At 73.8% G+C, this 12,865-nt stretch carries 11 protein-coding genes; 9 read left to right on the top strand and 2 right to left on the bottom strand.

Translation table 11 applies throughout. The annotated features are described in order from the left end of the window. From ACYVOF_RS18865 to ACYVOF_RS18900, 8 genes are all read left to right on the top strand, one after another. Positions 1-298 (top strand): hypothetical protein (locus ACYVOF_RS18865; protein ID WP_460869242.1); only part of this gene is annotated, 298 nt, incomplete at its 5' end. Positions 299-495: 197 nt separating this feature from the next. Continuing rightward, the gene (locus ACYVOF_RS18870; protein ID WP_460869244.1) at positions 496-2,136 is read left to right on the top strand and encodes a peptide ABC transporter substrate-binding protein; all 1,641 of its coding nucleotides are present in this window, start codon (positions 496-498) and stop codon (positions 2,134-2,136) included. Positions 2,137-2,249: 113 nt separating this feature from the next. Continuing rightward, a complete protein-coding gene (locus tag ACYVOF_RS18875) occupies positions 2,250-3,176 on the top strand; it encodes an ABC transporter permease (protein ID WP_460869246.1) in 927 nt (308 codons plus the stop codon). A gap of 27 nt (positions 3,177-3,203) precedes the next feature. After that, complete coding sequence (locus ACYVOF_RS18880) at positions 3,204-4,154, top strand: ABC transporter permease (RefSeq protein ID WP_460869248.1); 951 nt, start codon at positions 3,204-3,206, stop codon at positions 4,152-4,154. A 7-nt stretch (positions 4,155-4,161) separates the two neighbouring features. Continuing rightward, the gene (locus ACYVOF_RS18885; protein WP_460869250.1) at positions 4,162-5,304 is read left to right on the top strand and encodes an ABC transporter ATP-binding protein; all 1,143 of its coding nucleotides are present in this window, start codon (positions 4,162-4,164) and stop codon (positions 5,302-5,304) included. After that, on the top strand, positions 5,297-6,358 hold the full coding sequence (locus tag ACYVOF_RS18890) for an ABC transporter ATP-binding protein (protein WP_460869252.1): 1,062 nt from the start codon (positions 5,297-5,299) through the stop codon (positions 6,356-6,358). Before ACYVOF_RS18885 ends, ACYVOF_RS18890 begins: the two co-directional genes overlap by 8 nt. Before the next feature lie 51 nt (positions 6,359-6,409). After that, positions 6,410-7,675: a uroporphyrinogen-III C-methyltransferase gene (gene cobA / locus ACYVOF_RS18895; protein ID WP_460869254.1), complete on the top strand. Its 1,266-nt coding sequence runs from the start codon at positions 6,410-6,412 to the stop codon at positions 7,673-7,675. A gap of 13 nt (positions 7,676-7,688) precedes the next feature. Further along, positions 7,689-9,176: an MFS transporter gene (locus ACYVOF_RS18900; protein ID WP_460869255.1), complete on the top strand. Its 1,488-nt coding sequence runs from the start codon at positions 7,689-7,691 to the stop codon at positions 9,174-9,176. Between the two features lie 78 nt (positions 9,177-9,254). Here the strand turns inward: ACYVOF_RS18900 and ACYVOF_RS18905 are convergent, their stop codons facing one another. Next, positions 9,255-10,307: a DoxX family protein gene (locus ACYVOF_RS18905; protein WP_460869257.1), complete on the bottom strand. Its 1,053-nt coding sequence runs from the start codon at positions 10,305-10,307 to the stop codon at positions 9,255-9,257. A gap of 168 nt (positions 10,308-10,475) precedes the next feature. On the opposite strand from ACYVOF_RS18905, the gene ACYVOF_RS18910 reads away from it, so the two are divergent. After that, positions 10,476-12,224, top strand: a complete 1,749-nt coding sequence (locus tag ACYVOF_RS18910; RefSeq protein WP_460869259.1) for a proline--tRNA ligase — start codon at positions 10,476-10,478, stop codon at positions 12,222-12,224. An 88-nt stretch (positions 12,225-12,312) separates the two neighbouring features. Here ACYVOF_RS18910 and ACYVOF_RS18915 read toward each other — a convergent pair whose 3' ends face one another. Continuing rightward, a complete protein-coding gene (locus ACYVOF_RS18915) occupies positions 12,313-12,723 on the bottom strand; it encodes a YjbQ family protein (protein WP_460869261.1) in 411 nt (136 codons plus the stop codon). Positions 12,724-12,865 lie beyond the last annotated feature (142 nt).

Below are 12,865 nucleotides of genomic sequence, written 5' to 3' on the forward strand. Positions count from 1 at the left end.
GGTCACCGCCGCCCAGGTCGCCGACCCCGCCACCACCCGCGCCCTGGCCGGCCTCGCCGCCGGGCCGGCGGCGTCGCTGCTGGTCGGGCGCACCGTCATCGGCGGGGTCGTCGTCGCGGTGGCCGCGACCGCCGGCCCCGCCGGTCCCCCGGGCGAGGACCCCGCGGACCGCCGGGGCGGGGGCGACGACCCGCCGCAGTGGCCCTGGTCACCCCGTGCTCACACGCCGGGGTCTACCGTCCCCGGCGCGACCGCAGGTCGTGACGACCACCCCGGTGGCCGTGTGAACACCACGTGACAGCGGTGTCGCAGGGCTGTGACCAGGCAGTCGGCGATGCAGCTCCGTGACCCTCGTTCGTTCGGGACACGGACGAGCCGGGTCTAAGGTGCGTGGAGCTCAGGCCGTACCCGGCCGGGGTGGGCAGAGGACAACGTGCGGGCGACCGGACCGGTTCCCGGCGAAGCAGCAGATCCGAGAGGACGATGATGAGGACCATGCGACGGGCTGCCGCGGCAGTCGCGATCCCGGTGGCAGCAGCGCTGCTGTTGGCCGGCTGCGGGGGCAGCAGCAGCTCGAGCGCCGGCGGAGCCGGTGGCGCGGACACGATCACGATCGACGGCTCGCAGCCGCAGAACCCGCTGATCCCCTCCAACACGGTCGAGACCGGTGGCGGCAACGTCATCGACAACCTGTTCACCGGCCTGGTCCGGTACGACCCCGACACCGGCAAGCCGGTGAACGCGGTGGCCGAGTCCATCGAGTCGAACGACGCGCAGAACTTCGACATCAAGCTCAAGAGCGGCTGGACCTTCCACGACGGCACCCCCGTCACCGCCAAGAGCTTCGTCGACGCCTGGAACTGGGGCGCCTACGGGCCGAACGCGGCGCTGGGCGCCAGCTTCTTCTCCCCGATCGAGGGCTACGCCGACCTCAACCCCGAGGCGCCCGAGGGTGGTGAGGCGCCCGAGGGTGGTGAGGCGCCCACGCCGACCACCAAGGAGATGAGCGGCCTCAAGGTCGTCAGCGACACCGAGTTCACGGTCAAGCTGACCGAGCCCTACAGCCCCTTCCAGCTCTCGCTCGGCTACGCGGCCTTCGACCCGCTGCCCGAGTCCTTCTACGCCGACCCGGAGGCCTTCGGCCGCAACCCGATCGGCAACGGCCCCTACAAGTTCGTGTCCTGGCAGGACAACGTCGAGATCGCCACCACGCGCAACGACAGCTACGCCGGTGACGACAAGGGCCAGGTCAAGAACATCAACGTCCGGCTCTACCAGGACCAGAACGCGGCCTACGCGGACCTGCAGTCGGGCAACCTCGACTTCCAGCAGACCCTGCCGACCTCCGTGGTCGCCGGCGGGCAGTTCCAGACCGACCTGCAGGGCCGGGCGATCGACAAGCCCGTGCTCGTGGTGCAGTCGGCCACCTTCCCGCTCTACGACGCGCGGTTCCAGAACCCCACCCTGCGCAAGGCCTTCTCCGAGGCCGTCGACCGCGACTCCATCACCAAGGTGATCTTCGGCGGCACCCGCATCCCGGCGAAGTCGTACTCCTCGCCCGGCGTCCCCGGGTACCAGGAGGACTGCGGCGAGGCGTGCGTCTACGACCCCGCCAAGGCCAAGGCCGACCTCGCCGCCGCCGGCGGGTTCCAGGGCACCCTGACCCTGAGCTACAACGCCGACGGTGACCACAAGGCCTGGACCGAGGCCGCCTGCAACTCCATCACCCAGGCCACCGGCGTCGCGTGCACCGCCACCCCGGTGCCGACCTTCGCCGACTTCCGCCAGCAGAGCACCCAGAAGAAGCAGACCGGGCTGTTCCGCACCGGCTGGCAGTACGACTACCCGAGCCTGGAGAACCTGCTCAGCGCCACCTTCGTCACCGGCGCCGGCTCCAACGACGCGGGCTACTCCAACCCGGCCTTCGACGCGAAGATGAAGGAGGCCGCGGCCGAGCCCGACACGGACAAGTCCAACGCCCTCTACATCGAGGCCGAGAAGATCGTGCTCGGCGACCTGCCCGCCATCCCGCTGTGGTCGGTCAAGCAGCAGTCCGGCTTCTCCGCCGCGGTGGACAACGTCAAGGTCAACGCCTTCGGCGTCCTCGACTGGGAGACCATCACCCTGAAGGGCTGACCCACCGGGCCCGGTCGTCCCCCCGCGCGAGCGGGTGGGGCGGCCGGGCCCGCCCCCTTCTCCCACCCCGTCCGCGGCCCCCACCGGGCCGCACTCCCGAACGGAGCCAGCTCGTGGGGCGCTACGTCGTGCGGCGACTGCTGCAGATGATCCCGGTCTTCCTGGGCACCACGTTCATCATCTACCTGCTCGTCTACGCCATCCCCGGTGACCCGCTCGCGGGCAAGTGCGGCGACCGCCCGTGCCCGCCGTCCTTCGTCGCCAAGTTCACCGAGGAGTTCAACCTCAACGACCCCGTGGTCGTGCAGTACGTCAAGTACCTCGGCCAGCTGCTGCAGGGGAACTTCGGCACCAACTTCTCGGGCCGGCCGATCAGCGACATCATCGCGCAGACCTTCCCGACGTCGATCAAGCTCGCGCTGATGGCCGTGGCCATCGAGCTCGTCGTCGGCGTGGCCGCGGGCGTGCTGACGGGCCTGGGCCGCGGCGGGTTCCTCGACAACCTGGTGCTCGTCTCCACCCTGCTGCTCATCGCGCTGCCGATCTTCGTCACCGCGTTCGTGCTGCAGTACCTCTTCGGGGTCAAGTGGGGGATCGTCAGCCCGACGGTGTCGCCGTCGGTGCCGTTCAGCGAGCTCCTGCTGCCGGCGTTCGTGCTGGCGTCGCTGTCCATGGCCTACGTCACCCGGATCACCCGCACCTCGATCGTGGAGAACCGGAGCGCCGACTACGTGCGCACCGCCACGGCCAAGGGCCTGCCGCGCAAGCGCGTCATCGGGATCCACCTGCTGCGCAACTCGCTCATCCCCGTCATCACCTTCATCGGGACCGACCTGGGCGCCCTCATGGGCGGCGCGATCGTCACCGAGGGCATCTTCGCCATCAACGGGCTGGGCCAGGCGCTCTACCGCGCCATCGTCACCAAGGAGGGCGCGACGGTCACCGGCATCGTGGTGCTGCTCGTGCTCGTGTACCTGGTGATGAACCTGATCGTCGACCTGCTCTACGCCGTCCTGGATCCGCGGATCCGCTATGACTAGGACCCCTGCCATGACCGGACGCACGTCATGACCAACCCCACGCTGGCCGCGAACCAGGACGTCCCGGGCGACGTCGGCAGCCCCAGCGCGCCCGACGACGGCCTCAACCAGGTCGCCGAGGGCCGCTCGCTCACCCAGGACGCGTGGCGCGACCTGCGCCGCCGCCCGCTGTTCATCATCTCCGCGGTGATCATCCTGGTCGTCGTCGTCATGGCGGTGCGGCCGCAGCTGTTCACCAGCGTCGACCCCAACGCGGCCGACCTCACCCGCAGCAACCAGGGGCCGCAGGACGGCGGCATCTTCGGCTACGACCTGCAGGGCTACAGCGTCTACGCCCGCTCCATCTACGGCGCGCGCTACTCGCTCGTCGTCGGGCTCATGTCGACGCTGCTGACCACCCTGATCGGCATGACGATCGGCATGATCGCCGGCTACGCGGGCGGCTTCCTCGACAGCGTGCTGTCCCGGGTGGGCGACGTGTTCCTGGGCCTGCCCTTCCTGCTCGGGGCCATCGTCATCCTCACCACCTTCAACCGGTCCAACTCGACCCTGGTGATCGTGACCCTGGTGATCGTGTCGCTGACCGTGCTCGGCTGGCCCGTGCCCGCGCGCGTGATGCGGTCCTCGGTGCTGCAGGCCAAGCAGAACGACTACGTTGCGGCCGCCCGCTCGATGGGTGCGGGCACCGGGCGCATCATGTTCAAGCACCTGCTGCCCAACGCCCTGTCCGCGTCGCTGGTCTACGCGTCCATCTCGCTGGGGGTGTTCATCGGCGCCGAGGCGACGCTGTCCTACCTGGGCGTCGGGCTGCGGTCCCCCGTCATCTCCTGGGGGGTCATGATCAACGACTCCGCGAACCAGATCCGGAACGCGCCGCACTCGCTGCTGTTCCCCGCCGCGTTCCTGACCATCACGGTCCTGGCCTTCGTCATGCTCGGCGACGCCGTGCGCGAGGCCTTCGACCCGAAGCTGCGCTAGGAGCCCCGTGAAGCTGAGAAAGCGGTCCACGTCCGCGGCCGGCGCCGCCCCCGCCGGCGGCCGGGACGCCGAGGTCGCCCCCGTCGAGGCGGGGGAGCACCTGCTCGAGGTCGACGACCTCTTCGTCGAGTTCCGCACCGGGGAGGGGGTGGCCAAGGTCCTCAACGGGGTCAGCTACCACGTCGACCCCGGCGAGACCCTGGCCGTGCTGGGGGAGTCCGGCTCGGGCAAGTCGGTGACGGCGCAGACCGTCATGGGCATCCTCGACGTGCCCCCCGGCGCCGTCACCGGCGGCCAGATCCGCTACCGCGGGCGGGACATGCTGACCATGGACGACGAGGAGCGCCGCCTGCTGCGCGGCGAGAACATCGCCATGGTGTTCCAGGACTCGCTGTCCGCGCTCAACCCGGTCTTCACCGTCGGCTGGCAGATCGCCGAGCAGTTCCGCGTGCGCCGCGGGATGAGCCGCAAGGACGCCATGGCCCGGGCGGGCGAGCTGCTCGAGCAGGTGCAGATCCCCAACGCCAAGGGCCGCGTCAAGGACTTCCCGCACCAGTTCTCCGGCGGCATGCGCCAGCGCGTCATGATCGCCATGTCGCTGGCCCTGGACCCCGACATCCTCATCGCCGACGAGCCGACCACCGCGCTCGACGTCACCGTGCAGGCCCAGATCATGGACCTGCTCAAGGGGATCCAGGAGGAGCGGGGGATGGGGCTGATCCTCATCACCCACGACCTGGGCGTCGTCGCCGACGTGGCCGACCGCATCGCCGTGATGTACGCGGGCCGCATCGTGGAGCAGGCCGAGGTGCACGAGCTCTACTCGCGGCCCTCGCACCCCTACACCCGCGCCCTGCTCGAGTCGATCCCCCGGGTCGACCTCAAGGGCCAGAAGCTGCGGTCGATCTCCGGGCTGCCGCCCAACCTGACGCGCACCCCGCCCGGGTGCACCTTCCACCCGCGCTGCGCCCGCGCCCAGGACGTCTGCCGCGACGAGGTGCCGCCGCTGCTGACCCTGGGCTCGACCACCGACACCCGGGGCGAGGCGCACCGCAGCGCGTGCCTGTTCGCCGAGGACCTCTTCCGCGAGGCCGGCGAGGACGCCCCCCGCACCGACACCGACACCGAGGAGGTGGGCAGCCGTGGCTGACCCCGCCAAGACCGCCCCCGCGGCGGGGCCCGCGCCCAGCTCGGGGTCCGGGGACGACCTGCTCGTCGTCGAGGACCTCGTCAAGCACTACCCGGTGCAGACCGGGATCCTGTTCCGCCGCACCGTGGGCCAGATCAAGGCCGTCGACGGGGTCAGCTTCCGCGTCGGCTCCGGCGAGACCCTCGGCGTGGTGGGCGAGTCCGGCTGCGGGAAGTCGACCCTGGCCAAGGTGCTCATGCGCCTCGAGCCCGCCACCAGCGGCGCCGTGCGCTACGAGGGCGAGGACGTGCTCACCCTCAAGGGCGCCGCGCTCAAGCGGATGCGGCGCAAGGTGCAGATGGTCTTCCAGGACCCCTACACCTCGCTGAACCCGCGCATGACGGTCGGCGACATCATCGGCGAGCCCTTCGAGATCCACCCCGAGGTGGCGCCCAAGGGTGACCGCAAGAAGAAGGTGCAGGACCTGCTCGACGTGGTCGGGCTCAGCCCGGAGCACATCAACCGCTACCCGCACCAGTTCTCCGGCGGGCAGCGCCAGCGCCTGGGCATCGCCCGCGCCCTGGCCCTGCGGCCCAACCTCATCATCTGCGACGAGCCGGTCTCGGCCCTCGACGTCTCCATCCAGGCGCAGGTGATGAACCTGCTCGGCGACCTCAAGGACGAGTTCGGCCTGTCCTACATCTTCATCGCCCACGACCTGTCCGTGGTGCGCCACCTCTCCGACCGGGTCGCGGTGATGTACCTCGGCCGGATCGCCGAGGTCGGCACCGACCACGAGATCTACGAGGAGCCCAACCACCCGTACACCCAGGCGCTGCTCTCGGCGGTGCCGGTGCCCGACCCGCGGGCGCGCGAGCACAAGACCCGCATCCCGCTGGAGGGTGACGTCCCCAGCCCGGCGAACCCGCCGTCGGGCTGCCGGTTCCGCACCCGGTGCTGGAAGGCGGAGGACCGGTGCGCCGAGGAGGAGCCGCAGCTCGTCGAGCGCCACGGCCACCTCTCCGCGTGCCACTTCGCGGAGCCGCGGGAGATCGTCGTCACCCCCGGGCGGTGACGTCGGCGCCGGGCTGGGGCCCGCGGGGCCCGGGCGGGCATGCTGCTGGTCATGGCTGACCCGGAGCTGACCCCGTACCTCGTCGGGCTGGACCTGCGCGGGCGACGGGTCCTCGTCGTCGGCGCCGGGTCGGTCGCCCAGCGCCGGGTGTCGCGGCTGGTCGCCGCGGGGGCCGACGTGGTTCTGGTGGCGCCCGGGGCCACGACCGCGCTGGAGGCGATGGCGGCCGAGGGCTCGCTGACCCTGCACGCCCGCCGCTACGAGACTGGCGACCTCGACGGCGCCTGGTACGCCATCGCCTGCACCGACGACCCGGCCGTCAACGCGGCCGTGGTGGCCGAGGCGGAGGCGGCGCGGGTGTTCTGCGTGCGGGCCGACGACGCCGCCGGCGGCAGCGCCGTCACCCCGGCCGGCGGCGAGCACGACGGGCTGAGCCTGGGCGTGCTGGCCCGGGGCGACCACGTGCGCTCCGCCGCCGTCCGCACCGCGATCCTCGACGCCCTGCAGGCCGGGGAGGTGGCCGACACCGCCACGCCCATGGCCGCGGGCGTGGCCCTCGTCGGCGGGGGCCCCGGCGACCCGGACCTCATCACGGTCCGGGGCAAGCGGCTGCTGGCCCGCGCCGACGTCGTGGTCGCCGACCGGCTCGGCCCGGTGTCGCTGCTCGACGAGCTGGGCCCGCACGTCGAGGTGGTCGACGCCTCGAAGATCCCGTACGGCCGGGCCATGGCCCAGGAGGCGATCAACGCGGTGCTCGTGGACCGCGCCCGGGCGGGCAAGTTCGTGGTCCGGCTCAAGGGTGGTGACCCCTACCTGTTCGGCCGCGGGTACGAGGAGGTCCTGGCCTGCCTCGAGGCCGGGGTCCCGGTGACCGTGGTCCCCGGCATCACCAGCGCCTTCAGCGTGCCCGCGGCGGCCTCGGTGCCCGTCACCCACCGCGGCGTCGCCCACGAGGTGGTCGTCGTCTCCGGGCACGTGGCGCCCGACGACCCGCGCTCGCTGGTCGACTGGGAGGCGCTGGGCCGGATGCGGGGCACCGTCGTGCTCATGATGGCGGTGGAGCGGCTCGACCGGTTCGCCGCCGCGCTCGTCACCCACGGCCGCCCCGCCGACACCCCCGTGGTCGTCGTGCAGGAGGGCACCACCCGCACCGAGCGGGTGCTGCGGGCCACGCTCGCCGACGTCGCCGCACGGGTCCGGGCCGAGAGGATCCGGCCCCCCGCGATCGTCGTGGTCGGTCCGGTGGCCGGGCTGCCCCGGGCCGACACCTCCCCGGACGTCACCGGGGCCGCGGCCGTCGCGGCGCCCCCCGCCTAGGCTCGGCGCCACCATGACGAGCCCCGACCCCGGACCCGCCCCGCTGCTCACCACCGTGGCCAGCGCGGCCATGGTCGTCCTGGGCGCGGTCCAGCTGATCCTCGTGCTCGACGGCAGCGTCATCAACATCGCGCTGCCCCACCTGCAGGCCGACCTCGGGCTGTCGGAGGCGAACCTCTCGTGGGCGGTCAACGCCTACGCGCTGGCGTTCGGCAGCCTGCTGCTGCTCGGCGGGCGCTCCGGGGACGCGCTGGGCCGGCGCCGCGTCTTCGTCGCCGGCATCGCCGTGTTCACCGCCGCCTCGGTGCTGGGCGGCCTGGCGTGGGACGAGGGCTCGCTGATCGCGGCCCGCGCGCTGCAGGGCACCGGGGCCGCCGTCGCCTCGCCGACCGCGCTGGCCCTGCTGACCACCACGTTCGCCCCCGGGGCGGTGCGCAACAAGGCCTACGGCATCTACGCCGCCATGACGGGGGTGGGCTCGGCCGCGGGGCTGCTGCTCGGCGGGGTGCTCACCGACGTGTCGTGGCGGCTGACGTTCTTCATCAACGTGCCCGTGGGGGTCGTGGTGGTGCTGCTGGCGCCGCGCGCCCTGCGCGAGACCCCCCGCAGCCCGGCCGGCTTCGACCTGCGCGGGGCGGGCGCGGCCACGCTGGGGTTCTCGCTGCTGGTCTACGGGCTCACCGTGGGCGGCGAGCAGGGGGCGGCCGTGCCGGCGTGGGTGTTCGTCGCCGCCGGCCTGGCGCTGGTCGTGCTGTTCGTCGTCCTCGAGCACCGCACGCCCAACCCGCTGATGCCGCTGCGGCTCTTCGGCGACCGGGACCGCGTGGCGACCTACCTCGGGGTGGTGCTCGTCGGGGCGTCGCTGTTCGCCATGGCCTACTTCCTGAGCCGCTACACCCAGGAGGTGCTGGGGTACTCGGCGCTGCGGGCGGGCGTGTCGTTCCTGCCGTTCGCGGTGGCCTCCGTCGCGGCCTCCCAGCTCACGTCGTGGCTGACCTCGCGGGTCGACCCGCGCTGGGTCGTCGGCCCCGGCGCGGTGGTCATGGCGGCCGGGTTCGCCTGGGCGGCCCGCACCCCCGTCGACGGGGTCTTCGTCCGCGACCTGCTCGGGCCGATGGTGCTCATCGCGGCGGGCTTCAGCCTCACCATGATCCCGTTGACGATGGCCGCCGTGGCCACCGTCGACGACCGCGACGCCGGGGCGGCCTCGGCGGTGGTCAACGTGGTCCAGCAGATCGGGGGCGCGGTGGGGCTGGCCGCGCTGGTGTCCGTCGGGGCGGCGGTGACCGGGTCGGGTGAGGACGGTGCGGGGCGCCCCGGCGTGGCGGCGCTGGCCGACGGCTTCGGCGCCGCGTTCGTCGGCTGCGCGGTGGTCGTCCTGCTCGGCGGGCTCGTCACCGTCGTCGGGCTGCGCACCACCCACGCGCAGCTCGCCGAGGTGCCCGACCCGCAGGACCTGCCGGTGGGCCTGGGCCACGCCGGCGAGCCGCTGACCCGCTGACCGCATGGACGCCGGCCCCGGACGCACCGCGGCCCCGCCCCTCGGGGGAGGGACGGGGCCGCGGTGGGGGCAGCGGGGTCAGGAGAGCTTGGTGACCTGCCGGTCGGCGACCCGCTCGGCGCGGGCCCGGGCCAGCTGGGCACGGGCCTGGGCGCGCTCGGCCGCGTCGCGCAGCGCGGCGGGACCGTCGGACTGGGCCTCGGCGACGAGGCGGGAGCCGCGCTTGCGGGCGTCCTTCGCCTGCGCCTTGGCCTGCTTGGCGAGCTGCTTGCGCTGCTTGCGGGTGGCCTTCTCGGCCTGGGCCGCGTAGTCCGAGCCCAGGTCGCGGGCGCGGTCGGCGAGCTCGGCACCCTTGTCGCGGGCCGCGTCGGCCAGCACCGGGGCCCGGTCACGGGCGACCTCGGCCAGCTCGGCGCCCCGCTCGCGGGCGCGCTCGGCCAGCACCGGGCCGCGGTCCTTGGCCAGCTCGGCCAGCTCCTCGCCGCGCTCGCGGGCCATCCCGGCCAGCTCGTGGCCGCGCTTGCGGCCCTGCTTCACCAGCGCCTTGGTGGTGTCGGACTCCGCGACGCGGTGGGCCAGCTCCTGGCTGGCGTCGGCGGCGCGCGACGCGACGTCCTTCGCGGTGTCCGCGGCGTCGTGGCTGGCCACGAAGGGCACGGCGGCGGTGACGGCCTGGTTGGCGCGCTTCGCGGCCTGGCGGCCGCGCCACCCCAGCGACGGCTTCCCCTCGGTGTCGACCGCGGCGATGATCAGCCCGCCCAGCAGGGACACGTTCTTGAGGAACTGCGTGCGCTGCGCGGCCTTCGCGGCCGGGTCGGTCTCCTCCCAGAACGCGTGGCCCGCGAGCGTGGTGGGGACCAGCGTGCCCGCCAGGGCGAGGGAGGACAGCCGGGGCAGCTTGCCCGACGCCAGCAGCAGCCCGCCGCCGACCTGCACCGCGGCGTTGACCTTGACCAGCGTGTCGGCGTCGGTGGGCACGGAGTCCGTGACGTCGTCGGGCAGCGCCTCGACGCCCTTGGCCACCAGCGGCTTCGCGGCCTCCACCCGGGGGGCGGGGTTGCGCAGCGTGTCGACACCGCCGGCCACGAAGACCGCGGCCAGCATGGGGCGGGCGATACGGCGGATGAGCACTACAGACCTCCTGTGTCGGCGGCACCGGAGGCGGTGCCGTCCGTCGAGCGGTTCGGACGAGTTCCCCCGACCGTATAGAGGCCCGCCCCCCGGTGCCGCACGGCACGGCCGCGGCGGCGGGAAAACCTCGGGACGGGCCCAGGGAGGGTGCGGCTACGCTGCGCACCCGTGATCATGCGGATGTCGGCCCTGTTCCTGCGCACCCTGCGCGACGCCCCGGCCGACGCGGAGGTCGCCAGCCACGCGCTGCTCGTCCGCGCCGGCTACGTGCGGCGCGTCGCCCCGGGGGTCTACACCTGGCTGCCGCTGGGCCTGCGGGTGCTGCGGCAGGTGGAGCGCGTCGTGCGCGAGGAGATGGACGCCATCGGCGCGCAGGAGATCAGCCTGCCCGCGCTGCTGCCCCGCGAGCCCTACGAGACCACCGGCCGGTGGACCGAGTACGGCGCCGGGCTGTTCCGCCTCAAGGACCGCCGCGGCGGGGACTACCTGCTCGGCCCCACCCACGAGGAGCTGTTCGCGCTCACCGTCAAGGGCGAGCTGACCTCGTACAAGGACTTCCCGGTCACCCTCTACCAGGTGCAGACGAAGTACCGCGACGAGGAGCGGCCCCGCGCGGGGATCCTGCGGGGCCGGGAGTTCGTGATGAAGGACTCCTACTCGTTCGACCTCGACGAGGCCGGGCTCGAGGCCTCCTACCAGGCCCACCGCGGCGCCTACCAGCAGATCTTCGCCCGGCTGGGCATCCGCTACGTCGTCGTCGCCGCCACCTCGGGGGCGATGGGCGGCTCGGCGTCGGAGGAGTTCCTGGCCGAGGCCGAGGCGGGGGAGGACACCTTCGTGCGCTGCCTGGAGACCGGGTACGCGGCGAACGTCGAGGCCGTCACCACCCCGGCCCCGCCCGAGGTCCCCCTCGACGGGCTGCCCGCCGCGGTGGAGCACGACACCCCGGGCACGCCCACCATCGCCGCGCTCGTGGACTGGGCCAACGGCGCCGGGCTGGGCCGGACCGTCACGGCCGCGGACACCCTGAAGAACGTGCTCGTCAAGACCCGCGCGCCCGGCGGGGAGTGGGAGCTGCTGGCCGTGGGCGTGCCCGGGGACCGGGAGGTCGACACCAAGCGGCTCGGCGCCTCGCTGGAGCCCGCCGAGGTGGCGCTGCTCGACGACGCCGACTTCGCCGCCCACCCCTTCCTCGTCAAGGGCTACATCGGCCCCCGCGCGCTGCTCGCGAACGGGGTCCGCTACCTCGTCGACCCCCGGGTGGTCCGCGGCACCGCGTGGGTCACCGGGGCCGACGCGCCCGGCCGGCACGTCGTCGACCTGGTCTGCGGCCGCGACTTCACCCCCGACGGGACCATCGAGGCCGCCGAGGTGCGCGACGGCGACCCCTCGCCCGACGGCGGCGGCCCGCTGGTGGCCGCGCGGGGCATCGAGATCGGCCACATCTTCTCCCTCGGCCGCAAGTACACCGACGCGTTCGCCGTCGACGTGCTCGGCCCCGAGGGCAAGCCGGTGCGGCCCACCATGGGCTCCTACGGCGTCGGGGTGTCGCGGCTGGTCGCCGTCATCGCCGAGCAGCAGCACGACGAGCGCGGGCTGCGCTGGCCCGCCGAGGTCGCGCCGTACGCGGTGCACGTCGTGGTGGCGGGCAAGGACGCGGCGGCCGCCGAGCACGCCGCGGGCCTGGCCGGGGAGCTCTCCGCGGTCGGGCTGGACGTGCTGCTCGACGACCGCAAGGCCTCGCCGGGGGTCAAGTTCGCCGACTCCGAGCTGCTCGGCGTGCCGGTGGTGTGCGTGGTCGGCCGCGGCGTCGCCTCCGGGGTGCTCGAGGTGCGCGACCGCTTCACCGGCGAGGCCCGCGAGGTCGCGCTCGACGACGCCGTCGCCGTGCTCACCGCCGCCGCCCGCGCCCGCTGACCCGCGCGGCGCGCCCCAGATCCGACGAGCGCCGGTGGGTGGCGGCCGGGCGGGCCCGTGACCGCGCCACGCACCGGCGCTCGCCGGGTCAGCCGCGCAGGTAGCTGAGCCGGACCGTGCGCACCGCGTTGTCGGTGTTGGTGTCGACGAGGCAGATCGACTGCCACGTGCCCAGGGTCGGCCGCCCGCCGAGCACGGGGATGCTGGCGTGCGGGGCCACGATCGCGGGCAGCACGTGGTCGCGGCCGTGCCCGGGGGAGCCGTGGCGGTGGCTCCAGCGGTCGTCGGCGGGCAGCAGCTCGCGCAGCGCGGCCAGCAGGTCGGTGTCGCTGCCCGCGCCCGTCTCGATCACCGCGACCCCGGCCGTCGCGTGCGGCACCCACACGTGCAGCAGGCCGTCCCCGGCGCCGCAGCCGCCCAGGAACTCGGTGCAGCGGCCGGTCAGGTCCACCACCTGCTCCCGGCCGCCGGTGCGGACCTCGACCTCGGTGCTCTCCACACCGCCATGGTGCCCGCGCGGCCCGTCGCGGGCCCGACGGGGTCAGGGTGCGCGGGGCGAGGGCGCGCGCGGGCCCAGCGGCGGCACCAGGGCGGCGGCCAGCCCGCCCGCGGCCAGGCCCGCCGCGGTGGCGGCACCCGCG

It is taken from the genome of Rhodococcus aerolatus (assembly GCF_054783215.1).

What these genes read in the sequence shown, in the direction of transcription:
- ACYVOF_RS18870 (WP_460869244.1), top strand. Translation starts at nt 496, where the DNA reads ATGCGACGGGCTGCCGCGGCAGTCGCGATCCCGGTGGCAGCAGCGCTG.
- ACYVOF_RS18880 (WP_460869248.1), top strand. Translation starts at nt 3,204, where the DNA reads ATGACCAACCCCACGCTGGCCGCGAACCAGGACGTCCCGGGCGACGTC.
- cobA (WP_460869254.1), top strand. Translation starts at nt 6,410, where the DNA reads ATGGCTGACCCGGAGCTGACCCCGTACCTCGTCGGGCTGGACCTGCGC.
- ACYVOF_RS18900 (WP_460869255.1), top strand. Translation starts at nt 7,689, where the DNA reads ATGACGAGCCCCGACCCCGGACCCGCCCCGCTGCTCACCACCGTGGCC.